Source organism: Psychroserpens sp. BH13MA-6 (assembly GCF_052983595.1).
This window is the reverse complement of sequence record NZ_JBRJGE010000001.1, coordinates 264,569-290,033: the sequence shown is the minus strand read 5'-3', so window position 1 is coordinate 290,033 and position 25,465 is coordinate 264,569. Positions and strand designations below refer to the sequence as shown.

The window sequence follows — 25,465 nt, the reverse complement described above, 5'->3', positions numbered from 1 at the left end:
TATGTTGTATTACCTTTTTGATTATTTAGAACAACAGTTTCAAATTCCTGGAGCTTCACTTTTTGGGTTTATCACCTTTAGAGCTGCGATAGCCATCATTCTGTCATTACTCATATCTACCATTTTTGGAAAACGAATTATTCGGTTTCTTCAAAAGAAACAAGTGGGTGAAACCATTAGAGATTTAGGACTAGAAGGTCAAGTTGAAAAGGCTGGCACACCAACCATGGGAGGTGTCATCATTATTCTAGCCACTCTCATTCCAGTGGTCTTATTGGCCAAACTCGAAAATATATACATCATTCTTCTGGTTGTGACCACCGTTTGGATGGGAACTATTGGGTTCATAGATGATTACATTAAAAAATTCAAGAATAACAAAGAAGGGTTGAAAGGACGTTTTAAAGTTCTTGGGCAAGTAGGTTTAGGAATTATCGTTGGTACCACCATGTATTTTCACAATGACGTTACCATTAAAGAGAAGCTTCCAATACAGCAACAAAGAGTACTGTTGGCTGAAAATCCGGATATTTCTCCTGCGCAATTGTTTGAAGACGAAGAGAAGTCTACGAAAACAACCATTCCATTTGTCAAGGGTAACGAATTTGATTATGCCAATTTGATTACCTGGATTAACCCATCGTTAGCAAATTATGCATGGGTGATTTTTATACTGGCAGCCATATTTATCATCACAGCCGTATCTAATGGCGCGAACTTAACGGATGGCATTGATGGTTTAGCCGCTGGGACTTCAGCTATCATCGTGCTTACTTTAGGAATCTTTGCTTGGGTATCTGGTAATATCATATTCTCAGATTACCTAGACATTATGTACATCCCTCGTGTGGAAGAAATTACTATTTATATCGCGGCATTTGTAGGTGCTTTGATTGGGTTTTTATGGTATAATACATATCCAGCTCAAGTGTTTATGGGAGATACAGGGAGTTTGACTATAGGTGGTATCATTGCGGTTATTGCCATTGCAGTAAGAAAGGAATGGCTCATTCCAGTGTTGTGCGGAATTTTCCTTGCTGAAAATTTATCAGTCGTGATGCAGGTGAGCTATTTTAAATACACAAAGAAAAAATTTGGTGAAGGGAGACGCATATTTAAAATGTCGCCCTTACATCATCATTATCAGAAATCTGGGTATCACGAAAGTAAAATTGTTACGCGATTTTGGATCATAGGTATCCTTTTAGCAATTATTTCAATTGTGACCTTAAAAATCAGGTAAATGAAACGATTGGTTGTTCTTGGAGGAGGCGAAAGTGGCGTAGGTACTGCGCTCTTAGGAAAGGCGAAAGGATTTAAAGTATTCGTTTCTGATAGTGGAAAAATAAAGGAAACATATAAAGACGTTCTTATACATCATGAGATTGAATTTGAAGAGTGTACGCATTCAGAGGAAAAAATTCTAAAGGCCACACTGGTGATGAAGAGTCCGGGAATTCCAGATAAGGTTGCTTTAATTAAAAAGATTGCAGCACAAGGCATTCCGGTAGTTTCAGAGATTGAATTTGCGGCAACTTATACTAAAGCTACAATCGTGGGAATCACTGGGAGTAACGGAAAAACTACAACAGCGAGTTTAACGCATCATGTGTTGAGCCAAGAATTAGAGGTGGGTTTGGCCGGAAATATTGGCGATAGTTTTGCGAAGCAGGTTTTAGAGAAAGATTATGCCAATTATGTTCTGGAGATAAGCAGTTTTCAGTTAGATGGTATCATTGATTTTAGGCCAAATATTGCCGTATTAACCAATATTACACCTGATCATTTGGATCGCTATGATTACGATTTTGAAAAGTACATCGCTTCAAAATTCAGAATAACAGAGAATCAAACTAAGTCAGACTATTTTATATATGATGCTGATGATCCTGTTATAGTTGAATGGTTGAAACAACATCCAGTTCAATCCACATTATTGCCATTTTCATTGACAAAGGTCATCGAGAATGGCGCGTATTTAGACAATAATAAAATTAAAGTAACAATAGATAACAATCAGATAATTATGCCGACAGCAAATTTAGCATTAGAGGGAAAACACAATATTAAGAATGCCATGGCTGCTACCACAGTCGCGCACTTACTAAAAATTAGAAAGCAAACCATTCGTGAGAGTTTAGAGAATTTCCAAGGTGTAGAACATCGGCTGGAGCATGTCCTAAAAATTAATAAGGTACAATACATTAACGACTCCAAAGCCACCAATGTGAATGCCACCTATTATGCATTAGAAAGTATGGATACACCAACCGTTTGGATTGTGGGTGGTACGGATAAAGGGAATGATTATCAGGAGCTCTATCAGTTTGTTAACGAAAAAGTTAAAGCCATCATTTGTTTAGGTGTTGATAATGAAAAGTTAATGAAAAATTTTGGTGGAATGGTTGATATCATAGTGGAAACACAATATATGAGTGAAGCCGTTAAAATCGCTTACAAAATCGCTCAGGCTGGTGATAGTGTCTTATTATCTCCTGCTTGTGCCAGTTTTGATTTATTCGAAAACTACGAAGACAGAGGGCGACAATTTAAAGAGGCCGTAAGAAATTTATAGACTAGTAACATCGTGCAAGCACTATTTAAAAACATAAAGGGCGATAGGTTAATTTGGGCAATAGCAGCGCTATTGGCTATTTTTTCATTCCTGCCAGTGTATAGTGCAGCTAGTAATTTGGCTTATGTTGGTGGCACAGGAAATACATTTGGTTTTTTTCTAAAACACTTTATGCATTTGTTTTTAGGATTCGCTATCATGTATGGCGTTCACAAAATACCGTATCGCTATTTTAGAGGCTTATCCATGATCATGATTCCTATTGTTTTGGTATTATTGGTGGTAACCATGCTTCAAGGTACAACCATAGATGGTGCAAATGCGAGTCGGTGGATTCAAATTCCCTTCGTAGGGATGTCTTTTCAAACGTCTACGTTGGCAGCGGTCGTGTTGATGGTATATGTCGCTAGATATTTATCGAAAATACAAGATAAAGAAGTCACATTTGTTGAAACCTTATTACCGCTTTGGGCGCCTGTATTCTTTATTTTGATATTAATTCTTCCTGCCAATTTTTCCACGACGGCTATCATATTTTTAATGGTGATGATGTTGGCTTTTATTGGAGGTTATCCTATCAAATATTTAGTTGTAGTAATTGGAAGTGGTATTGTAGCGCTTACGATGTTTATTTTGGTTGCCAAAACCTTTCCTACTATTATGCCTAATCGTGTTGATACTTGGATGAGCAGAATTGAAAATTTTGCGAATGGCGAAGATACAGAAGCCGATTATCAAATTGAGAAGGCTAAAATTGCCATTGCATCTGGAGATGTATTTGGTAGAGGACCAGGAAAAAGCCAGCAGAAGAATTTCCTTCCTCAATCATCCTCAGATTTCATTTTTGCGATAATCATAGAAGAGTATGGTCTTCTAGGAGGTTTATTTCTATTAGCCCTTTATTCATGGTTGTTATTTAGAATCGTTATTGTGTCTCAAAAGTCGGACACAGTTTTCGGAAAACTACTAGTGCTTGGTGTTGGCTTGCCAATCATTTTTCAAGCACTTATCAATATGGCAGTGGCTGTGGAATTATTCCCAGTAACAGGCCAGACATTACCACTTATAAGTAGTGGTGGAACTTCCATTTGGATGACCTGTTTGGCTATAGGCATCATTTTAAGTGTAAGTGCGAAACGCGAACAATTAAAGGAACAAGAAATACAAGAAGATAACCCATTGGAAATTTTAAGCGAAACCATATAATGAGTCACTATAAAATCATATTGTCTGGTGGTGGAACAGGAGGTCATATTTATCCTGCAATTGCGATTGCCAATGAGCTTAAATCTCGTTTTCCACAAGCCGAATTTTTATTCGTGGGTGCATCAGATCGTATGGAGATGGAAAAAGTTCCTCAAGCTGGATATGAGATTGAAGGATTATGGATCTCTGGTATTCAGCGTAAACTCACCTTAAGCAATTTGGCTTTTCCATTTAAATTGGTAGCGAGTTTATTAAAATCAAGAAAAATAATCAATACGTTTCAACCAGATGTGGCTATTGGAACAGGAGGCTATGCTAGTGGTCCGCTTTTAAAAACAGCCGTGTCAAAAGGAGTGCCTAGTTTAATTCAGGAGCAAAACTCTTTCCCTGGTATTACCAACAGGTGGTTGTCTAAGAAAGTCGATAAAATATGTGTGGCCTATGATGGTCTCGAGAGCTTTTTTCCTAAAGAGAAAATCATTTTAACAGGAAATCCTATTCGCAAGGATTTATTACAAATAAGAAACAAGGAAATTGAAGGAAAGGACACCTTCTCCTTAATTCATAGCAAACATACCCTTCTTGTTTTAGGTGGTAGTTTGGGTGCTAGACGAATTAATCAGTTCATTGAATCTAGGTTAGAATTTTTCAAATCAATGAATATCCAAGTGATTTGGCAATGTGGAAAACTCTATTATCAGCAATATAAAAATTACAACGATTTGGAACATGTTCAAGTGCATGCATTTTTAAATCAGATGGACATGGCCTATGCCGCGGCTGATGTCATCGTATCACGTGCAGGTGCCAGTTCAGTTTCTGAATTATGTGTGGTTGGAAAACCTGTGTTATTTATTCCTTCACCAAACGTGGCTGAAGACCATCAAACAAAAAACGCCAAAGCTATCGCAGATAAAAATGCTGCCATCCTTATTAAGGAAAGTGATTTGGAAACAGCGTTTGACGCAGCGTTTTCTGAATTGATGAATTCAAGTGAAAGACAAGAGTCGTTACGTCAGAATATTAAAGCATTGGCTTTAGAGCATGCAACCAGTCATATTGCAGATGAAGTTGAAAAACTATTAAGAAATAAATGAATTTAGAGCAAGCACATAATGTTTATTTTATTGGCATCGGAGGAATCGGTATGAGTGCCCTTGCTCGTTATTTTAAGGCGAAAGGCTTAACAGTTGGTGGTTATGATAAAACAAAAACTGAGATAACCGATGCGCTTTCAGACCTTGGAATTTCTATTCATTATGAAGACAATATCGCATGTGTGGATCACACATTTTTGGATAAGAACAAGACCATGGTGGTATATACACCAGCCATCCCTAAAAGCCACAAAGAATTACATTATTTTCAATCGGAAGGCTTTGATGTAAAAAAACGTTCTGTTGTTTTGGGAGAAATTACCAATCTCACATTTTGTTTGGCGGTTGCAGGAACACATGGAAAGACCACGACAACAAGTATACTCGGACATTTACTAAATGAATGTGATGTTCAAGTCACGGCTTTTTTAGGTGGAATTAGTGAAAATTATGATTCAAATCTGATTATTAATGGCACGGAAGTCACAGTAGTTGAGGCCGATGAATTTGATCGTTCGTTCTTAACACTGTCTCCTGATTATGCTTGTATTACATCTATGGATGCGGATCATTTAGATATCTATGGTGATGCCTCATCACTAAAGGCATCTTTTGAAGCCTTTTCAAAAAAGCTAAAGCCAAATGGTAAATTGTTTGTGAGAAATGGACTTCCTATTCAAGGAATTACCTATGGAATAGAGGATGATTCGGATTATTCAGTAAAAAACTTAAAAATAATAAATGGTAGCTATGTGTTCGATGTTAAAACACCGCATAGACTATTGGAAAATTTCAAATTTAACCTACCTGGTAGACACAATCTGTCGAATGCACTAATAGCCTTGGCGATGTCTGTAGAATATGGCCTCCCTCAGCCGCAGCTCGCCAAAGCTTTAGCATCCTATAAAGGGGTGAAACGCAGATTTACCTATCAAATAAAAAGTGACGATTTAGTGTTTATTGATGATTATGCCCATCATCCAGAAGAAATCAATGCTGTTCATCAAGCTGTAAGGGAAATGTATCCTGAAAAAAAGGTGTTAGCAGTATTTCAGCCACATTTGTTCAGCAGAACAAAAGATTTCGCGATGGAATTTGCTAAGGCGCTTTCAAAATTTGATGACATCATATTACTGGATATCTATCCAGCACGTGAATTGCCCATGGAAGGAGTGACGTCACAATGGTTACTTGATAAAATTGAAAACCCCAATAAAAAGCTTGTTGAGAAGTCTGATTTGGTGGCAACTATAAAGGCGTCTGATGCCTTCGTAGTCTTGACTATTGGAGCAGGAGACATTGGAGAAGAAGTGAAACATATTAAAAAAGCATTGAGTCTTGCGAGTTAATTATGGTTACATAAAAGTTGGGTTATTGCTACTGCTAGTGGTTTTTCTTTATGCCTTTTCATCGGTACGAAATTCAGCTAGGAAAGTGGGATTGCCTGATATTAAATTCGTGGGAGATGATAATCTTTTTATTACTCACGAGACTGTTAGTAAATTGTTAATACAAAATCAAGAGAGCGTTACGAATAAGCCTAAAGATATTATAGATTTGAATCGATTGGAATCTGCCCTAAACTCCAATCCAATGATCAAGGAAGCGCAAGTGTTTATGAGTGTTGAAGGCTTGGTTACCGCTGAAATTGAACAAAAAAAACCTATTGCAAGAGTAAGTACAAATGCCTCTTATTACATTGACGAGACAGGTTCGTTTATGCCTTTGTCAACAAATTATACGGCACGTGTGCCTTTAGTTACTGGATTTGTAGAGAAGAATGATTTGGAAAATGTATATGCTGTTGCCGAGAAAATTCAGGATGATGAATTTTTATTGAAACATGTTGTTGAGATTCATCAAAATCAGGACAAAACCATTGATTTAAAATTAAGGTCCCATGATTTTAGTATCCATTTGGGAACCTTAAAGTTATTGGATAAAAAAATAAACAATCTAAAAGCGTTTTATAAAAAAGCGATGGAAGATGGTATGCTTGATATGTACAAGCTAGTGAATTTAAAATTTGACAAGCAAGTGATTTGCACCAAAAAATAAGTGATGGAGAATAATAAAATTTCAGTTGGACTGGACATTGGAACCACAAAAATTGTGGCTATGATTGGTCGGAAGAATGAATATGGCAAAGCCGAAATTTTAGGGGTTGGAAAATCCAAAAGTTTAGGAGTTCATAGAGGTGTGGTCAATAATATAACGCAGACAATTCAATCTATTCAGCAAGCTGTTCAGGAAGCAGAAGCTGAAGCAGGAATGAAGATTGAAGATGTGACGGTTGGTATTGCTGGTCAGCATATTCGCAGTTTGCAGCATAGCGATTATATTACTAGAGCGAATTCAGAATTAGTTATTGATGAAGATGATATTGATCGATTAATCAATCAAGTTCATAAACTAGTGATGTTACCTGGTGAAGAAATTATTCACGTCTTACCGCAAGAATACAAAATTGATGGGCAAGCTGAAATTAAAGAGCCTATCGGGATGTATGGTGGTCGATTAGAAGCTAATTTTCATGTGGTGGTAGGGCAAGTTTCTTCCATACGCAATATTGGTCGCTGTGTTAAAAGTTCGGGATTAGAGTTAGAAGGCATTACGCTGGAACCCTTGGCATCAGCCAATGCGGTATTAAGTCAAGAAGAAAAAGAAGCAGGTGTTGCTTTGATTGATATTGGAGGTGGTACGACAGATTTGGCAGTATTCAAAGATGGCATAATTAGACACACAGCTGTTATTCCTTTTGGAGGTAATGTGGTGACAGAAGATATCAAAGAGGGATGCTCAATAATTGAGAAACAAGCCGAATTATTGAAAGTAAAATTTGGTTCGGCATGGCCAGGGGAAAATAAGGATAATGAGATTGTGTCCATCCCAGGATTACGAGGTAGAGAACCTAAGGAAATAACCTTAAAGAATTTATCCAAGATCATTCACGCGCGTGTGGTAGAAATTATAGAACAAGTCTATGTTGAAATTAAAAACTACGGCCACGAAGAGCAAAAGAAAAAATTAATTGCAGGAATTGTATTAACTGGAGGTGGTAGCCAGTTAAAGCACTTGAAGCAATTGGTGGAATATATTACTGGAATGGATACTAGAATTGGGTATCCTAATGAGCATTTAGCAGGAAACAGCGATGATGATATCGCTAGTCCTTTATTCGCTACGGCCGTAGGTTTAGTGATAGATGGTCTTAAGCGACAAGAACGCAAGCGTGTAGAAAAAGAAGTAGAGGAGATGGAACAAGAAGCTTTAGAGGAACAAACCGAAGCCTTTGCCAACCAAGAGGAGGTGATTGAAGAACAACCTCCAAGAAAAGAGCGCAAAACGTTTTTGGATAAATTAACAGAACGCGTAAAAGATTTTTTAGATAACGCAGAATAAAGAACATAAGCATCTCCGATTGGGTAGGACTATTGGAGATATTGGGGAAAATAATTATAAATACAGTAAAAGAAATTTTATGAGCAACAACAATGAGTTAGGCAACATTGCATTTGATTTACCAAAAAACCAATCCAACGTCATTAAAGTGATTGGAGTTGGTGGAGGAGGAAGCAATGCCATTAATCACATGTTTTTACAAGGGATTAAAGGTGTTGATTTTGTCATTTGTAATACAGATGCCCAAGCACTGCAAAACAGTGGTGTCCCGAACAAAATCCAATTAGGAGTCAATTTAACCGAAGGTTTAGGTGCAGGTGCCAACCCAGATGTGGGAGAGCAAGCTGCCTTAGAAAGTCTAGAAGATTTACGTCGCATGCTAGATACCAATACCAAAATGGTATTTATTACAGCTGGTATGGGTGGTGGAACTGGAACAGGAGCAGCACCTATTATTGCTAAACTGGCAAAAGAACTAGATATTTTAACTGTGGGAATTGTCACTATGCCTTTTCAATTTGAAGGGAAGACGAGAAACGAACAGGCGCAGAAAGGGGTAGAAACCCTGCGTGCTCATGTCGATTCACTTGTGGTAATTAACAACAATAAATTGCGTGAAGTCTACGGAAACCTCGGTTTCAAAGCAGGATTTTCTAAAGCGGATGAAGTCTTGTCTACGGCCTCAAGAGGTATCGCAGAAGTCATTACGCATCATTATACGCAAAACATCGATTTACGTGATGCTAAAACGGTTCTTAGTAATAGTGGAACCGCTATTATGGGATCATCAACGGCTTCAGGAAAAACAAGAGCTCAAGAGGCTATCATGAAGGCATTAGACTCACCGTTGTTAAACGATAATAAAATCACAGGAGCCAAAAACGTATTGTTGCTTATCGTTTCTGGATCTCAAGAGATTACTATCGATGAAATTGGTGAAATCAATGATCATATTCAGAATGAAGCTGGACACGGAGCGAATATCATTATGGGTGTTGGAGAGGATGAATCTCTTCAGGAATCTATTTCTGTGACCATCATCGCCACAGGTTTTGATATCGACCAACAGCATGAAATTTCCAATACGGAACAAAAAAAGGTGGTACATGCTTTAGAAGAAGACCGCAATGACGATGTGATTGTAAAGGAGAATGATCCTGCGATTATTACGCCTGATATTATACTTGAAAATGAAGAAGATAAGGCGCCAGATGTTGTCATTCATACCTTAACAGATGATGAAGATGTCGAAGCGACGAATACCATGGATACAGATCTCATTACAACAACAGATATCATTAGAAATATCAACGTGGTTTATGACGAGGTATTAGATCATTTGACGTCCAACACAGAGGATTTCATTATTACACCTATTCAAGAGCAAAAGGAAGAAATCACGGAAGAAGTAGAGGAAGAACAAATTACTTTAACTTTTGACTTGCCGCTATCGTCGATGTCTGACAATGACGATGAGGCATCAGTGGAAGAAGAAAAGACCATATTTTCACTTGAGGAATCAGATGACTTAAAATCTATGGAAGTTAATGAACATGTTGAGATTATTCCAGTGACTGAAGCGAATGAAGAAGGTGAAAAGCGTTATGCACTCGATGATTTTATGACCTATGAGTCTGCTATGAATGAATCAGCGAAAGTGCAAACCAAGCAAGAAGTAGAAGAAGAGATTGTGTTCGAAAAGAAGACCATCGAAACAGAGACTCATGAGGAGCCAACAAGTGATGAAATTGACCCAATGAACAGTCCTATTTCAGATTTATTGAAAGAACGAGCTGATGAAAGACGACGTAAAATGAAAGATTTCAATTACAAGTTTAATACGGCAAAAATAGATGAAATTGAAAAAGAACCTGCCTATAAAAGACAAGGTGTGAATTTAGAAGATGCACAGCATTCTTCAGAAACCAACGCTTCTAGAACATCGGTGACTACTGACGACAACGATGATATTCAATTAAGAAGTAATAATTCATTTTTACACGACAACGTAGATTAATAGCAAATTTAGTTTAGTGTTTCACACTTTGTTAAACCCGAAAGGATGAGATAGACCTTTCGGGTTTTTTTATGTCACAATGTTATCGAGTCATGGCAAATAACAGGACTTTTTTTATATCTTCGCAGTGCAATTTAAATCAGGTGTTATGAGTTTACAAAATGACGTTATGGCTGCCATGAAAACAGCGATGAAGGAAAAGGATCAAGTGGCTTTAGAAGCTTTAAGAGCTGTCAAATCAGCCATACTTTTAGCTAAGACATCCTCAGGTGGTGGTGAAGAATTGACGGAGGAGGAAGAGCTTAAAATTCTTCAGAAGTTAGTCAAGCAACGTAAAGATAGTGCGGCTATTTATTTAGAACAGGACCGAAAGGATTTAGCATTGCCAGAAATTGATCAAGCAGAAGTCATTAGCCAGTTTTTACCTGAAGCTTTGAGCGAAGAGGAAATTGAAAAGGTGGTGGTTATGACCATCGATCAAATTGGTGCTGAAGGCATGAAAGATATGGGTAAAGTGATGGGTATTGTTAACAGGGAATTGGCTGGTCAAGCGGATGGTAAAACGATTTCAAATATTGTCAAGGCAAAATTAACGGAATAAGCATACTGGCCTCGTAGTTCAACTGGATAGAATATCAGATTTCGGCTCTGAGGGTTGGAGGTTCGAATCCTCTCGAGGTCACTAAAATTCTTTTGTTGCCCCATGTTTCCTTTGAAGCGTGGGGTTTTTTATTTAGTAAATGCCGCTTGTATTTATATAGCGAATCTCTATTATTTCAGCTTAGTAAAAGACGTGACTTGTGATCATATTTAAAAATGCATTTAGATAAATCGTCTATCTTTAACAAAGAATAATTTAGTATCATATGAAGCGGTTTTTATTTGGCATAATTTCATTTTCCTGCTTGGCTTTTTTTGTTACGACTTGTGATAAGTACGAGTCTGAAGACTTAGTAGTACTAGAAGAATTATCAGTTCTGGCTCAGGAATATTACAATAATGATTTATCAAAGGATGCTATAATTTCTCACTATGAGCAAAAAGGCTATAAATGTTATTTCACCAATGATTACGATGAATATTACATAAATAATTTTTTAATAGAGACTTCTCTAGTTTACGAAAAGTCAAAAAATTGGTATTATGATATGACATTAAGACAAACCGTGTCGGTATCTGAAATCAGTAAGATTTATGAGGTATCTATTTCTATTGATACAACCAAAAACATTAACGCGAAGATTAGAACAAGTACCACCTTAGTTGGCATCAAGTTATTTGATATGAAAAAGTATGATATGTCAAAGTACGATTCTGTATATGATATTGGTCGATAGCTATTAGATGCTTTTAAAAGGATATCTTGTGCAAATGAGCATTGTTATTAAGATGCTAACGTTTCTTATGAAGGCATAAGAAATTTTGAACTAATTTTTCATAGACAAGTCTAGTATATTTTTTCAGTATATTTAAGGAATGATTTTAGCCCTAATTCAAGAAGAAGGCATCTCACCTATACTTCAAACTGTTTTGTTAATCATTTTTATGCTTGGTATGGTAGCCATTGTGCTATCCCGTTTCTATGTGTTTTTTGAGGAACAATATGCCATGCGGATGAAGCGTCCATTTTTCGTTCATTTTTATCTCTTTAAAAAGACCTTGAATAAATCGGAAAGACGAGTTTTAAATCAGCGGTTTGGGTTCTATCAAAAATTAAATCATATTCAGAAAAAACGATTTGAACATAGAGTAGCCAGGTTTCTATCTAAAAAAGAGTTTATCGGACGAGAAGGCTTTATAATTACTGCTGAAAGTAAGGTGTTGATAGCAGCTACAGCCACGATGCTAACCTTTGGTTTTAGAAATTATAACATTGATCTCGTTGAAACTATTATTGTGTATCCTGCTGCTTTTTATTCTCATTCAAATGAAACTTATCATAAAGGAGAATTAAATCCAAAACTACGAGCGCTAGTATTGTCTTGGGAAGATTTTGTACATGGCTATGATATTGCGCGAGATAATTTAAATTTGGGTATCCATGAGTTTACACACGCCATTCACATAAACAGTTTGCAAAGCACCGATGTAAGTGCCTTAGTATTTAAAAAGTCTTTTGAGGAACTAACAGATTTATTAACTGCCGAACAGGCATTAAGGCAAAAATTAATAGCTTCTAGATATTTTAGACCTTATGCTTTTACCAACCACTATGAATTTCTTGCTGTCATCGTAGAGACCTTTATTGAAACTCCAGATGATTTTAAGCAACAATTTCCTAGGATTTACAAGAAAACCAAGGAAATGCTAAATTTTAACTTTGCGGATTATTAATGCAACTATAGTTTGAATACAACGTAAGCCATGTATTGAAAATGGTTGTTGTCAAATCTATTGTCTTTGTGGTTAAATGCGAATTTTCCAACACCCTGAAGGCTTAAGCCAATAGTCGGGCTTACCCAAATGATGCCTCCTAGAACCAAATTGGCCGAGGTGTTTATTTCATCAACGGAGAAAATACCGAGTCCTCCACCAGTGTACAGATCAATCCATAAAGTTTCTGGGAATAACTCATCAGAAAAGTAATATTTTAAATACGTATTGGTTGAAAAGTAACTAAATGCTTCTGGCAGCGCGCCATTATCGATTGTAGATGTGATTTTAAATCTGTTCAATGTAAAATCCTGCTCTATTGATAAATTTCTAGACCATCGTCTTTGAACTGCCACTGCAAAAGGACGGTTAAATTCGAATTCACCCAGTTTCGCAAATGGATTTCTAGTTCCTAAACTTCCAACAGCGTTTACACCAACATTTATCGTCCATGATTCGATGCTTCTATAGTCTCTTTTAGTTAATTGGGCCTGGCCGTCAAAACTAAATAAAGCTACTAAACATAAGAATAAAATTGCCTTTTTCATAAGTAATATAATGTGTAAATTCAAAGGTATGTTTTGAATAAATATATTGCAAATATACCTTAAAGTTATAATTTTTTGAGTTAACCCTTAAGGAATTTCGTTTTTAATTCCTTAAATATGCGTCTTCTGTCTTTATAAACCGCAAATCTATAATTTTTATTGCTAAGTAAGGTGCTTAATCGAGAAGGAATTAGACGCATATAGGCATTCCATGTTAATAAGGTCTTTCTTAAATTGTTACGAGACTTTGAATGAAGTCTAGATTGGAAGCGTTTGAGCTTTTTAGGGTTAAAATTAGCTGTCTTGAATATATCAAATAGGAGGCTGTGAAGCGTCATATAAGAAGTGATCACCTTTTCGTTGTAATTTTGATTGAGTGCTGGATGGTGATGAATAAGTACTATTAAATCATAGGCGCTTCGCATTCCTAACTTCGAGTAGTAGTGGCCTTCATCATTAATTTGAAAATTAAGAATGTTATGTAAGAATAGATCTTTGTTACTAGGAATAGGAATACGCTCTTTGTATTGTTTGTTCTTTAAAATGGAAGGACTCAATAAATAGTTAGAAACGGGTTTGTTTAAAACATATTTGTGAAGTTCAATGGCGCATAGTCCATCCTCTTTAACCAATCGATTTAAATGTTTGTGCTCAAAAAAACCCGACTTTAGCCCAGATGTCTTTTCGATATAACCATGGTCTTTTAGCAGTTGATAGGCGCTTTGAATATGGTCGTGGCTGACAAGAATATCAATGTCTCCAAGCATGCGTTCTCCTAGATGCTCATAATAACCACTTACAAGCATTGCAGCACCTTTTAAGAAAGTATAGTCAATATGCTGCTTGTTAAAAATATCGGATATCGTCTGTACATCTATTAATAAGTCTTGGTTGCGATTTGTATTGATCGCTGTGAGTTGCTTTAAGTAGATTTCTAACTCTTTTGGTATATATTCTAGTAGGTTCTTTTGTTGTAGTCTGGCAAAAACGGTGGTTAAAATAAGGTGGTCACTGGCAATTACTACCAAAGCATCCCAATCGATATCTTCGGAAACAATTTGATGTTTTAAGGTTTCCGTAGGATAATCAAAACTGAGAATGTCTGCAATTAAATGTAAACTGTCTTTGTATGTGTTTAGGTTCTTTGCCAAAATCATATCATTCTAAGCCAAAAATAAGGAAAGTATCTATTTACTTGCTCTTTAAGCGTTAAATAGTGTCTTAAACTCAGCGATAGCATAATCGTTGTCGCTATAGTCGAGTTGGAAATAGGTAACAGATTTTAACCACTCTAAAAATCTGAACGCATGATCTTGGTGTGGAGAAACCCAAGAGTCTGGTATGAGTGTCTCTAGTGCTTTTTCAGCTGAAGTTTGCTCAAGCAATGAAGGTTTACTAGGTGCATACTTAACAGATACTATTTTACGACATGGCAATTTCGTATGGCCTCCTTTGATCTCGGAAATGGGAGGCACATATTTAATGGGTATATTTTTAGTCCCATTTTTATAAGTGGTTAAATTCTCAAAGCCTTTTATTTTAGCCGACAACATATCGAAAGCTCCTTGCTTCACTGATATCGCTGCAGGAAAAGCATACAACATCGCGTCCTCATAAAATGGTGTGAAGTCATCTGCTAGGACGTCAAAACCTTCAGCCATGAGTAAGGCAGTTAAGGTGCTTTTCCCATTTCCAGAATTCCCAATTATCATGATCGCTTCTTTGCCATTACTAACTGTAGATGCATGGAATGAAGCCACCCACTTCTCAATTGAGGTTTCGTGAATCAAATTGGTGAATTCCATGGCGAATTGGCCTTGAAGTAAATGGTATTGATTCACACTGTAACTTTTCACATGTTGCTTGTTTTTGCACATATGAAGCCTATTATCTAGCTGAAAAATATCAAATACGGTATTTACTGACTTTGATGGTGTTACTTGAAGGTGTTCTAGTGGTGGATGGAACAATCGCAAGATGGTTTCCGAACCAAAATTTATAGTGATCGTGGTGCCCTGAATTTGATAGTCTTTGGAAAACCATGGGTCAGGAATGGTATCAACCTTGACGTGTGTGGTTTTGACATCCTCGATACGATTGGCCTCTTCTAAAAAGTTTGAAATCTCATTAAAGAGCTTGAATGACGTTGCTTCATCAATGTTTAGTATATTTTGAAGCTGGTCAGTAAAAGTTGTTTTATCGTCGGCACTGAGAAAGACCTCAATGAGTCGATACACGTTTTTGGATACCACGGTATATCTATTCGAAACTTGAAACCATAAAACTACAGTGTCATCAAGTTCCATTACATACTTCGGAGTGAGATCCGTTTTCAAAATATCTTAATTAATCAAAAGGGTTTCCTCCTGGATCAGGTGGAGAAGATGCGTGTGCCTTTTTTGGATTCAAAATAAGAAATGTACCCACAGCTGTAAGTGCTGCGTACTTGCCCATTTTTTTCATGGCTTCCTTACGAGTAATTTGATTCTGAGGACTATTTCTTTTCATTAGAATTTTTAATAGGTCAAAAATAAATAAAATATTGTTATTTGGTCGTATAATTGATTTTAATTTCTATAAAACCGTCTAGATTATAACAATTTTTTAAGATTTATTTTGATTGTTGTTTGTGATTTTTATCGTGCGCTTTAGTTTATTTACGAGTTAATGGTTAGTTCGGTTTTTCAAAACTAGACCATCTGTTTAATTGTTGGTTGTTAGATCATGTTTCTTTTAAACAAGATAAAAAATCTTATTGATAGTCAGGTTTATTTTGTATCCAACATGTTACAATTCATGTGTTTGTGTCAAAGAAATTATGAAAAAAGCACACGATGACGTGGCGTGTGCTTTTTTTCTTTATGTGAACCTCAAAAGGTTACCATTTACTTAATAATGACTTTTACAGATTTCTGTTGTGCTTTATCCGAAATTTTCACGACATACACACCTGCATTAACATTTGATATATCTATTTGATTGTTTAAGGTATTCGAATCCAATGCCACACGCATGATTACGCGACCTTGTACATCATAGATTTCAGCAACAGAAGCACTGTTTAAACGTCCTTTGACAAACAATGCCTTAGGTGATTTAGTGGTATAAATTTGAATACTACTAAAGTCTTCATCCGGAGTAGACAGGGCATCTTCAGATACTCGAAGGAAAAAGCGTCCTGTGCCAGATACATCTGTTGTTGGTGTAAATACATAGTCTGATGTATTGAGTAAAGTCATGGTGTTGGTAAGCGTATCTTCTAAATACACAGAAACCGACTCTGGAATATTCGCTTCCAAAATACTAATCGTAAGTTGCTCACCTTGGTTAGCATGCACTCCTAAAGGAAATACCGTGTTGTTAAGTCCAGAGTATGCCACAGATTGAGCTGCTAGATTGAGTCCTTCATTAGCTTCAACTAAATGCGAATACAAGGCAAAATCCGGAATTGTATTTCCGAATAAAGCTGAGTCATATCCAGGATCCATACCTAAGCTAGCATGATCATTAAAATAGATATCTGTCTTAGAGGTAGCGGTATCAGTTGTCATTTGTAATTTTAAATGTGCGAGGTTGTCAAGATCAGCCACTCGCCCAACAATAAAGTCATCATTCGTGCCAATAGTTCGCATACTAGGCTCAAAGGCAATCGTTCCACCTCCTGTGATAGAAGACACAAAGAAACCTTGTCCAGGTGCAATTTTAGCTGTTGGATTAGCATCTGCATACGCTTGATTCCAAACAACAAATCCGTCTAACACATCACCATCGTATCCATAGACTCCAAAATTAGCAGGATTAAATGCGCTCGAATTCGCCGCAAGAAAATCTGTTAATAAGATATAGGAAGGATAAGGATTACCAATGAGGTTAAACGTGTTGCTTGATCCAACCGTTATAGGAACAAATTGTGTGGTTGTGGCTACATCTCCAAAGAACTCAAACGTTGAACCCGTTGCTTCAGTAGACGCACTTCTATATCCTATTCCTGCTTGAATAACTGATGCGTCATCTGCTGCCGTATAATTGATGTATTCATTTGTGTTGTTGTCAAATGGACCAAATAAGAAAGAAGGTACACCGTCAATAGTTCCAGAAGGCAAATCAGGATTAGCCGTTCTGAATGCCAAAAATGTTTGATCAGGACTTGTAACAGGTGCCGAAATTAAATCATTCGATCCAGTAGTAGATCCTGTTGGTGCAATTTGGTTGACGTGTCTGTTATAGATTACTTCTCCTTGTGCATTACCTCCAGTAATTAAACTAGAATAAGAGGTAGAAACAGAGTTCAATTCTAAGGTTCCGAAGTTTACTAAACCAGAAACAGAAGTAATGGATTGTCCTGCACTTACAGTTGCGGTTGCTGCATCACTGATGTATAAGTTTTTAACTTCAATATCGGTTCCTACGATGTAAGTACCATCAAGTACATAGGCGTTTTCGGTGCCTGTGGTATCAGATGGCGGATTAGGTGACCATCCGTTATCCACATATAGAAGACCATCAAACACACTGATAAGTTTAAAATTATCAAATCCTGAGAAACCAGTACTGCCGTTGTCTCTAATACTCACTTCTAATGCTATTGTTGAAAGAGCATCTGGGATGTCAATAGTTACTGTGCCTTCATCTGTATCAATGGCTCCGCCACCATCTACAAGAAATACGTAAGGTTGCGGTACACCATCATAGATGAGTCGATATTTGGCGTCGTCCACATCATTTCCATAACCGTCAACATCCCAATCAAAAGAAAGTTTGACGTTTTCAAAATTGCTAATATCGATGGGATCAAGTGCTAGCGTTGCAAAATCTGAAGTACCATTCTCGCCTTCGTCATTTAAATCATTTTCACCAAAAATATTATTTGAGAACGACGGATTATCTAAAGGCGCTGCATCAGCGATATCTATAATACCATAGTAGCCATCAACGGCCCAACCATTATCAAATAAGGCAACATCGTTAGTGTAAGTCCACTCAGGAGTTGCACCGTCAAAGTTTTGTTGAGCAATAGTGATGATCGGTCCATCCACATCAAAAGGATTACTTATAGCTGGACTTAAACCACCACCAAAAGCTAAAATGGTCGTAACGGTTTCTTTTTCAGTAAAAACAATGGTATTGAGTATGGCTGTCCCATTCAACATCGTGTAATCAATAATTCCTGGTTCCATAGAGCCACTAGATACGACGGATACTGTCCCATTGTAATCTAAATCTTGGTTACTGTTAGTGTCCACAGCATAAACTACTGGAGATGGTGTCATTATTTCAAATTGAAATGTGTCAACAGGTTCTTGATTGAATATCAAGGCGTCTGCAATGACTTCAATTCTGTTATCATCAGCCACAATAGGTGTTTGTGCACCACCTGCATCAAAAGCAAGAAATACTGATCCAGTCGATCCATCTGCCGTCGCAGATGCTATGGTGAGTTGAATTTGATCATTATCTGTAACTGCCGTTTTGAAGGTGGCATAAATATCAAATGTTTTTGAACTGTCATCTGCAGCGGTTATCCCAGAAATATCCATAAATGACGTCAATTCTGAAACGGTTGTTACTTCAGAAACATTCGTCGTGCCATCAAAAATAGCTAAAGCTGCAATATTGGAGCTGTTAGCTACAGTAAACTCAAGGTCTGATAAAGTCGTACCAAGCGCATCTGGATCTGTTAGATCGTCTCCGCCATCTTGAACTGAGAATTCACCAATTTTAATGGCATTCGTCGTAGTTAAACCAGAAGTTGCACTGTAAGATAAGTAGTCAATATTGTCCGTTGGATCAAATGCCGTTGCCACAATATTAGATTCGGTGCTATTAGGTGTGACAGCATTAATGGTACCACTCATTCTGATACCAGGCAACGCTACGCCATATGCCGACCAACTTGGTTCCTGACGTACCCTTAACCAACTCCCATTGGTGAGTGCTCCCCAAGCATAGAGTCTAAAGGTAATAGTACCTGCAGTTCCAGAATTAATACTTAACCCAGTAAGATTCGTAATCTGAGGTGTTGAAGGCGGTAAAGTTTGCGTGCCGCCAACTGGAATTCCAGCCGTTGCAAAATTATCCAAGCTGTAAAACAGTTGCCAGTTTGCAGGCCCTTCAGAATTACGTCTTAATCTAATGTCTATGGATTGTATTTCGATATCGTTGGTTGCACTCGCTGTAGTAGACCATTGCATGTAGTCGTTTCCCGAAATAGCTTCTGCTAATGAGGTCCCAACCCAACTGTTGGAAGTAAAATCTGTTCCTGCTCTAAGAACGACACCCGATCCTCTTGTAATTCCTACAGAGGAAATAGAAGGATCATTTCCTGTTGCGGTCGGTCCGACAATATTGGCTCTATCAATAGTGACTATTGGGCCTTGGGCAAAACTGAATACAACGAAAAGCGTCGCTAAAACTGTTAAGTAGATGTTTTTCATAGCAAAATATTATTATTTTTCTGTCTTTATTTGCTTATTGATACAAACAAAAACGTAAATTCTTATGGGATGTCAAATATACTAAAAGATATTAGGATTAGTGTAAATTGACTAAAATTTAAAGACTTAAGTTTCTCATTAGTAATAAATTTCTTACAAAAATTATGCAAGTCCTTTATTGAGTTACAAATAATCTAATTATCATTAGAGGACGTCTTTTATTTGGAATATATTTGACGACTTAAACTAGTTATACCCCAAAATATATCACGTAGTGTCTGAAAAATCTTTAAAAAAACAAGTTGTTAGTGGCTTAGCATGGAGAGGGAGTGCAGATATTGCTCAGCAGATCTTACAGATTGTTTTTACCATCATTTTGGCGCGACTTTTAACGAGAGGTGATTTTGGTTTGGTGGCAATGGCACTTATAGTCAATCGCTTTGTGAAAGCCTTAACGAGTATAGGTTTTGGAGCCGCCATCATTCAGAGTCAAGAAATTACCAAAGGACAAATTTCTGCGATATTTTACATACAGTTAGCACTAAATATTCTGTTAACAACCATTGTATATTTTTGTTCTGGTTTAGCGGCTGCATTTTTTGAAGAACCTGGATTGGAACCTGTGATTCAAGCATTGGGATTCGTAATTGTATTGCAAACATTTCAGTTTCCTAATATTCTTTTGCGTAAGCGCATGGACTTTAAAGGGTTTTCAATAGCCGAGATTACCTCAATGGTTCTTTCAAATATTATTGCAATTATCATGGCACTTTATGGATTTGGCGTTTGGTCCTTAGTTTGGAGGTTAATCATCCAAAGAATTCTTTTTGGCGCTCTATCTTTTTATTTCGGCAAGTGGTTACCTACGAAACCCGAATTTAAAGGAATCAAACCATTTTTTAATTTTGGAATAAATATGTTGGGTGCTCACATCGTGTATTTCTTTGCAGAAAACATGATTGGTTTACTCACTGGCCGATTTTTAGGTAAAGAAATCATGGGATTATTTAATATAGCCTACAATTTGGCTATTGTCCCTGCGACTAAAATACAGTCTGTACTCACAAATGTCCTAACACCAGGATTTTCGAAATTGCAATATCATGTTGAAAAATTTAGGACTAATTATACTAAAGCACTTAACCTAACCTCATTACTCTTTATTCCTTTTATGGTCATGCTGATGGCGATTAGTAAAAATTTGATTCCTACATTTTATGGTGATAAATGGCAAGAAGCAGGTAATTATTTATTGATTTTGGCCGTGGTCGGTTTATTAAGAGGCTTATCTCATATATTGAGAAGTGCGATCATTGCTAAAGGAAAGTCACGTGTCATATTCATTTCTACTATAGTTGAAGTTGTAGGGTCATTGCCTATCATGTATCTTTTAATGCAAGACTATGGCATTTATGGATTAATACTCGGATATTTAATAGGAGCTATGTTTGGTTGGATATATACTTCTGTGCATTATAATAAGATATTGGAACAAAGAAATGCAGCTTTATCAGCCATAAAAGAGGCTATATTTATAGCAATAGTCATATTCGTCCCTGTTTATAGTATCAATTATTTAGGCGTGAATGCGTCTTTAGGTTTGGTAATTCAATTGATCTTAGGGTCCGTTATTTTTGTGGTGACGTTGAGACAATTGAAACGAGACCTTTTCGAGCAATTACTTTTGAAATTAAAAATTAAGAAAGTAAATAACTAATTATTGAAGTTTTTATGTATCAGGTAACCCTTCTGGATAAGACATCGAAAGACCAAGTAGACCAATGTTTGGACTTGTTATTAACAAGTTTTAAGGGAGATTTGGATTATTTTAAATGGAAGCATGATTTAGAGGGTCAATATCATTTGGAAGAGTATACGTTTTGTATTTTTCATGATCAATTATGTATTGCTACCACGCAAGTGATTGTGCATCAAATGTTCGTTTCGGGTCATACACATCGATTTGGACTTCTTTGTGATGGTGCTACGCATAAGGATTATAGAAGGTTGGGATTATTTGAAAAACTGCTCAGTCACATCAACCAATTCAGTCAACAACATAATATCGATTTCGTCTATAGTACTGGTAATAAAAAATCAAGAAAAGCACTTTTTAAATTAGGCTTTGAAGACTTTTTTACAACACTGAAAGCTTCCAAACGTATCAGATATAATCATCCGCTTTTAAAATTATATAATCTGACAAAATTGGCGATCGTAGGTTTATCGTTGCCAAAAACGCATGCTGTCAAACCTATTACTTTAGATGATTATGCCAAATACTACGCACAGCATAAAGGGGACATTGAGATATCATTCGATAAAAATAGCAACTATTTGAAATGGCGGTTGGATGAAACTACCGGAACTTATCATGTGTATGGTGTTTTTAATGATGCTGATATCGTTAATGGTGTTGTCGTTTTAAAAATCACGGATAATCGTTTATATATTATGGATTTATTAGCATCCAATTCTAAGGATATTGATAGCTTGTTAACCTATGTAGACGCCGTAGCAATTAATCACAAAGCCATTCATAAAATAAATGCCTCACACAATAATTTTGCAGCCTATAAAAACGAATTAATCTCGCACAAATATGACATGTCGCATCAAGATAATAGTGCATTAATTTATATTACAAATCCAGATTTTAAATTGTCTAATTTGTACCTTGAGAACATGCATTACATGAGAATTGATAAAAATGAATAAAAAAAAACCAAATATATATTTAGCGGTCACCATAGATACCGAATGTGATAAAGGCAAAAAATGGAAATTAAAACAACCTTTATCCTTTAAAAATATTTATAATGGAGTGGTGCATACTCTGCAACCAATTTTTGATAAACATCATGTTAAGGCGACTTATTTATTAAGTCCTGAAATTATGAGAGATGAAAAATCTGTAGACGTTTTTAAAAGTTTTGGTGATTCTGTTGAATTGGGAACACACCTTCATGCGGAGTTAATTGAGCCTCAAGCTAATTTTGAGTGTACCAACACGAGTCATTTTCAAAATGATTTTTCTCCAGAAGTAGAAAAAGCCAAATTAGAAAATTTGACCACTTTATTTAAAGATACTTTTGGATATCAACCCTTATCCTTTAGAGCAGGTCGATTTGGAATTAGTGCATATACCTTAAGTTTTCTTCAAGAGTTAGGTTATACGGTCGATAGTTCCGTGACACCTGATATGAAATGGACGAATCAGGTAAGTGGTAATGTTGCCAATTTTTTTGGTACGCCTTATCAACCATATTATCCGTCAAAAACTGATTTCCGAAGGAAAGGAGATATGGAAATATTGCAAGTTCCCGTCACTGTTATGAACCATAAGTTGTCCAACTTACCTTTGTGGCTTAAAAGAGGCATAAGATTAAATAAGTCTTATGAGCATGTTGTTTTTAATTATGCCACTAATTTTTCTAAACCGCAATGGTTACGGCCTACCTATTCTGATGTGGAGACCATGATGGATCTTACACATCGATATTTAAAAGTGACTAACGACAATGACCTATTTTTATGCATCATGTTTCATAGTAACGAGTTTGAAATTGATATGAGCCCTTACAGTCTTGTTCAATCGCAAATTGATAAAATCATTGATAGGTTAGACAGTTACCTCGATTGGCTTATTAAAACTTATCATGTGGAAGGTATCGGACTTTCTGAATTCAAGGATGTATTCGATAAGAAACAATTAAATTAAGTTGAAGATGCAAAGAAGAGACATTATTCATATTGGATACTTCAAAACAGGAACAACTTGGTTTCAGCAGGTGTTCTTTCCAAAAGTGACGAACACGGTTTTTAGTAATCAAGCCAACGCATCTTTAGATGATAACCTGATTATAACAAGACCTTACGACTTCTCTCCTGAAAAGACCTCGAGGGATGTACATGAGCTGTTTTCTGAACAACATAAGGACACACTAGTGTTGTCAAGAGAACGTTTATCAGGACATCCATTTACTGGTGGTTATGATGCGAAAGTCATTGCCGATAGACTCAAAGAAACGTTTCCGAATGCCATTATTGTCATTTTTATAAGAGAACAAAGACAAGCGATTGTTTCAACTTATAAAGAATATGTAAAAAGAGGTGGAACAGCACCTTTTGAAAAATGGATTTTCACTCACGAGAGAACAATTCCAAGTTTTCAATTAGATTACTTTAATTATCACAAGCAAATCAATTACTATATCAAGTTATTTGGTAAATCTCATGTGAAAGTTTATGCTTATGAAGATTTTAAAGACAATGCTCAACAGTTTTTAAAACAGTTTGCTGAAGATTTGGCGCTAGAGGTAGATCTTACAGCTTTTGATTTTAATCAAAAAGTTAATAAAGGCTTTTCAACCAAATCGCTCAATCTTATTAGATGGTCCAATCAGTTTTCAAAAAACAAAAACTTAAACCCTTATCCGGCAATTAAAATTCCTTTTTTAAGATTTCTTATTGAAAAGCTCTGTAAAACTTTAGACGGCATGTTTTATAATCAAAGAAATACTAGTTTTTTAAAACCAAAGACCTTGGCTAGAATTAATCATTTATTCGGTCCGAGTAATCATGAGCTCAATCAACTGCTTGATTTAGATTTGGAAAGTAAAGGGTATAACTGCAATAACAATAATTAAGATTTACGAACAATGCTAAATGTTGGTTTTATTACAAACAATCATTACCCTAGAATGGGAGGTATGGAATATTGTACCCATTTTTTGGCCAAACATCTAAATGAGATGGATGGTATTCATGCTTCCGTGGCTTGTGGTACATTAAGAGGTGTGCCTTCAGATTTCGAATATCCATACCCTTGCTATCGCGCGAAGAGCTTCTCTTTTTTAACGCCATGGTTAGCTCAGAAGAACCGAGAACAATTGGTAAAGAAGGAAAAGATTCAAGTATTTCACGGCCAAATGTTACATGGTGGTGGTTATGATGCTATGCGTTTAAGTCAGCAATTTGACTTACCATTTGTAGCACAATCCCATGGGGCAGACGTTCAAACTGTATCGGAAATAACCTATGGAGCTCTCAACGACAGTGCCAAGAAGCATCAAATAAAAGAGGTGTTGAAAAATGCGGATAGGCTTATTGCTGTGAGTAGTTTAAACAAACAACATATGGTAGATCTTGGTGCGCAACCAGATCGCATTGACGTTGTATTCAATGGGATTGCAATTAAAGAGATGAACGCGATTCCGTTTCATGATCTCAGACCTCAATTGGGTTTGAAGCCCGAAGATTTTGTCCTCATTTCTGTAGGTCGGAATAAGCCTATAAAACGCATGGAAATGCTATTTGAAGCTTTAAAAAAATTAAAAGATTATACATCGATTAAATGTATGTGTGTGGGACCAAAACAGCATCTTGAAACTTTAGCACAAAAATATGGTGTCACTGATAAGGTGGTTTTAGTAGGTTCCATTCCTGAGAATCATGATTTTAATGATGAACCGCCTTACCCAGATTTGATTAATGCTTACAGGTCAGCCAATGTATTTGTGTCCTGTTCATATGTAGAAGCTTTTAGCTGTGCAACGGCAGATGCTTTAGCCTGTGGAATTCCTGTTATTATTGGTAAATGCCATGGTGTTAAAGATGTTGTCAAAGATGGAGAAACAGGCTTGGTCATGCAGAAGGAGTCTGCAGATGAGCTCGCACAATTCATTTTACAACTCTATGAGGATAGGAGCGCATTAAAATCTAATGAAGAACAAATTAAACATTCAATAGCTCATTTGTCATGGGAGCATATTTCCGAACAAATGGCTCATATATACAAATCTCTAAAATAG

General features: G+C 36.5%; 21 protein-coding genes and 1 tRNA gene. 17 read left to right on the top strand and 5 right to left on the bottom strand.

Annotated elements, in window-relative coordinates; translation table 11 throughout:
- Position 1: 1 nt before the first annotated feature.
- The 12 genes from mraY (at position 2) to ACU8DI_RS01260 (ending at position 12,631) form a co-directional block, all read left to right on the top strand.
- On the top strand, positions 2-1,243 hold the full coding sequence (mraY, locus tag ACU8DI_RS01315; protein ID WP_447110930.1) for a phospho-N-acetylmuramoyl-pentapeptide-transferase: 1,242 nt from the start codon (positions 2-4) through the stop codon (positions 1,241-1,243).
- Positions 1,244-2,575 (top strand): UDP-N-acetylmuramoyl-L-alanine--D-glutamate ligase, encoded by a 1,332-nt coding sequence (gene murD / locus ACU8DI_RS01310; protein WP_447110929.1) that lies wholly within the window; start codon positions 1,244-1,246, stop codon positions 2,573-2,575. It abuts the gene before it with no gap.
- Between the two features lie 12 nt (positions 2,576-2,587).
- Positions 2,588-3,781, top strand: coding sequence for an FtsW/RodA/SpoVE family cell cycle protein (locus tag ACU8DI_RS01305; RefSeq protein ID WP_447110928.1), 1,194 nt, complete (start codon positions 2,588-2,590; stop codon positions 3,779-3,781).
- A complete protein-coding gene (gene murG, locus ACU8DI_RS01300) occupies positions 3,781-4,878 on the top strand; it encodes an undecaprenyldiphospho-muramoylpentapeptide beta-N-acetylglucosaminyltransferase (RefSeq protein WP_447110927.1) in 1,098 nt (365 codons plus the stop codon). Before ACU8DI_RS01305 ends, murG begins: the two co-directional genes overlap by 1 nt.
- A complete protein-coding gene (gene murC / locus ACU8DI_RS01295; RefSeq protein ID WP_447110926.1) occupies positions 4,875-6,227 on the top strand; it encodes a UDP-N-acetylmuramate--L-alanine ligase in 1,353 nt (450 codons plus the stop codon). Before murG ends, murC begins: the two co-directional genes overlap by 4 nt.
- Positions 6,217-6,936 (top strand): cell division protein FtsQ/DivIB, encoded by a 720-nt coding sequence (locus tag ACU8DI_RS01290; protein WP_447110925.1) that lies wholly within the window; start codon positions 6,217-6,219, stop codon positions 6,934-6,936. Before murC ends, ACU8DI_RS01290 begins: the two co-directional genes overlap by 11 nt.
- Positions 6,937-6,939: 3 nt before the next feature.
- Positions 6,940-8,280 (top strand): cell division protein FtsA, encoded by a 1,341-nt coding sequence (gene ftsA, locus ACU8DI_RS01285; RefSeq protein WP_447110924.1) that lies wholly within the window; start codon positions 6,940-6,942, stop codon positions 8,278-8,280.
- A 79-nt stretch (positions 8,281-8,359) separates the two neighbouring features.
- A complete protein-coding gene (gene ftsZ, locus ACU8DI_RS01280; protein ID WP_447110923.1) occupies positions 8,360-10,297 on the top strand; it encodes a cell division protein FtsZ in 1,938 nt (645 codons plus the stop codon).
- 148 nt (positions 10,298-10,445) lie between these two features.
- The gene (locus tag ACU8DI_RS01275; RefSeq protein ID WP_447110922.1) at positions 10,446-10,898 is read left to right on the top strand and encodes a GatB/YqeY domain-containing protein; all 453 of its coding nucleotides are present in this window, start codon (positions 10,446-10,448) and stop codon (positions 10,896-10,898) included.
- A gap of 7 nt (positions 10,899-10,905) precedes the next feature.
- Positions 10,906-10,979: transfer RNA gene (locus ACU8DI_RS01270), tRNA-Arg, on the top strand.
- Positions 10,980-11,163: 184 nt separating this feature from the next.
- On the top strand, positions 11,164-11,634 hold the full coding sequence (locus tag ACU8DI_RS01265; protein ID WP_447110921.1) for a hypothetical protein: 471 nt from the start codon (positions 11,164-11,166) through the stop codon (positions 11,632-11,634).
- Positions 11,635-11,773: 139 nt separating this feature from the next.
- Positions 11,774-12,631: a zinc-dependent peptidase gene (locus ACU8DI_RS01260; protein WP_447110920.1), complete on the top strand. Its 858-nt coding sequence runs from the start codon at positions 11,774-11,776 to the stop codon at positions 12,629-12,631.
- 5 nt (positions 12,632-12,636) lie between these two features.
- On the opposite strand, the gene ACU8DI_RS01255 is transcribed toward ACU8DI_RS01260, so the two are convergent.
- From ACU8DI_RS01255 to ACU8DI_RS01235, 5 genes are all read right to left on the bottom strand, one after another.
- Positions 12,637-13,218, bottom strand: a complete 582-nt coding sequence (locus ACU8DI_RS01255; RefSeq protein ID WP_447110919.1) for a hypothetical protein — start codon at positions 13,216-13,218, stop codon at positions 12,637-12,639.
- Positions 13,219-13,298: 80 nt separating this feature from the next.
- A complete protein-coding gene (locus tag ACU8DI_RS01250) occupies positions 13,299-14,369 on the bottom strand; it encodes a nucleotidyltransferase family protein (RefSeq protein WP_447110918.1) in 1,071 nt (356 codons plus the stop codon).
- 51 nt (positions 14,370-14,420) lie between these two features.
- Complete coding sequence (locus tag ACU8DI_RS01245) at positions 14,421-15,554, bottom strand: hypothetical protein (protein WP_447110917.1); 1,134 nt, start codon at positions 15,552-15,554, stop codon at positions 14,421-14,423.
- A 10-nt stretch (positions 15,555-15,564) separates the two neighbouring features.
- On the bottom strand, positions 15,565-15,726 hold the full coding sequence (locus ACU8DI_RS01240; RefSeq protein ID WP_447110916.1) for a hypothetical protein: 162 nt from the start codon (positions 15,724-15,726) through the stop codon (positions 15,565-15,567).
- Positions 15,727-16,103: 377 nt separating this feature from the next.
- Entirely contained in the window at positions 16,104-19,652 is a 3,549-nt protein-coding gene (locus tag ACU8DI_RS01235) for a T9SS type A sorting domain-containing protein (RefSeq protein ID WP_447110915.1), read from the bottom strand.
- 274 nt (positions 19,653-19,926) lie between these two features.
- Between ACU8DI_RS01235 and ACU8DI_RS01230 the strand changes: the two genes are divergently transcribed.
- The 5 genes from ACU8DI_RS01230 (at position 19,927) to ACU8DI_RS01210 (ending at position 25,465) form a co-directional block, all read left to right on the top strand.
- Positions 19,927-21,369 (top strand): lipopolysaccharide biosynthesis protein, encoded by a 1,443-nt coding sequence (locus ACU8DI_RS01230; RefSeq protein ID WP_447110914.1) that lies wholly within the window; start codon positions 19,927-19,929, stop codon positions 21,367-21,369.
- A 14-nt stretch (positions 21,370-21,383) separates the two neighbouring features.
- Positions 21,384-22,370, top strand: a complete 987-nt coding sequence (locus ACU8DI_RS01225) for a GNAT family N-acetyltransferase (RefSeq protein ID WP_447110913.1) — start codon at positions 21,384-21,386, stop codon at positions 22,368-22,370.
- Positions 22,363-23,373: a hypothetical protein gene (locus ACU8DI_RS01220; RefSeq protein WP_447110912.1), complete on the top strand. Its 1,011-nt coding sequence runs from the start codon at positions 22,363-22,365 to the stop codon at positions 23,371-23,373. The genes ACU8DI_RS01225 and ACU8DI_RS01220 overlap by 8 nt, the downstream gene beginning before the upstream one ends.
- 7 nt (positions 23,374-23,380) lie before the next feature.
- Positions 23,381-24,301 carry a sulfotransferase domain-containing protein gene (locus ACU8DI_RS01215; RefSeq protein WP_447110911.1) on the top strand — a complete coding sequence of 307 codons (921 nt, stop codon included), beginning with the start codon at positions 23,381-23,383 and terminating at the stop codon, positions 24,299-24,301.
- Positions 24,302-24,364: 63 nt separating this feature from the next.
- Positions 24,365-25,465, top strand: a complete 1,101-nt coding sequence (locus ACU8DI_RS01210; protein WP_447110910.1) for a glycosyltransferase family 4 protein — start codon at positions 24,365-24,367, stop codon at positions 25,463-25,465.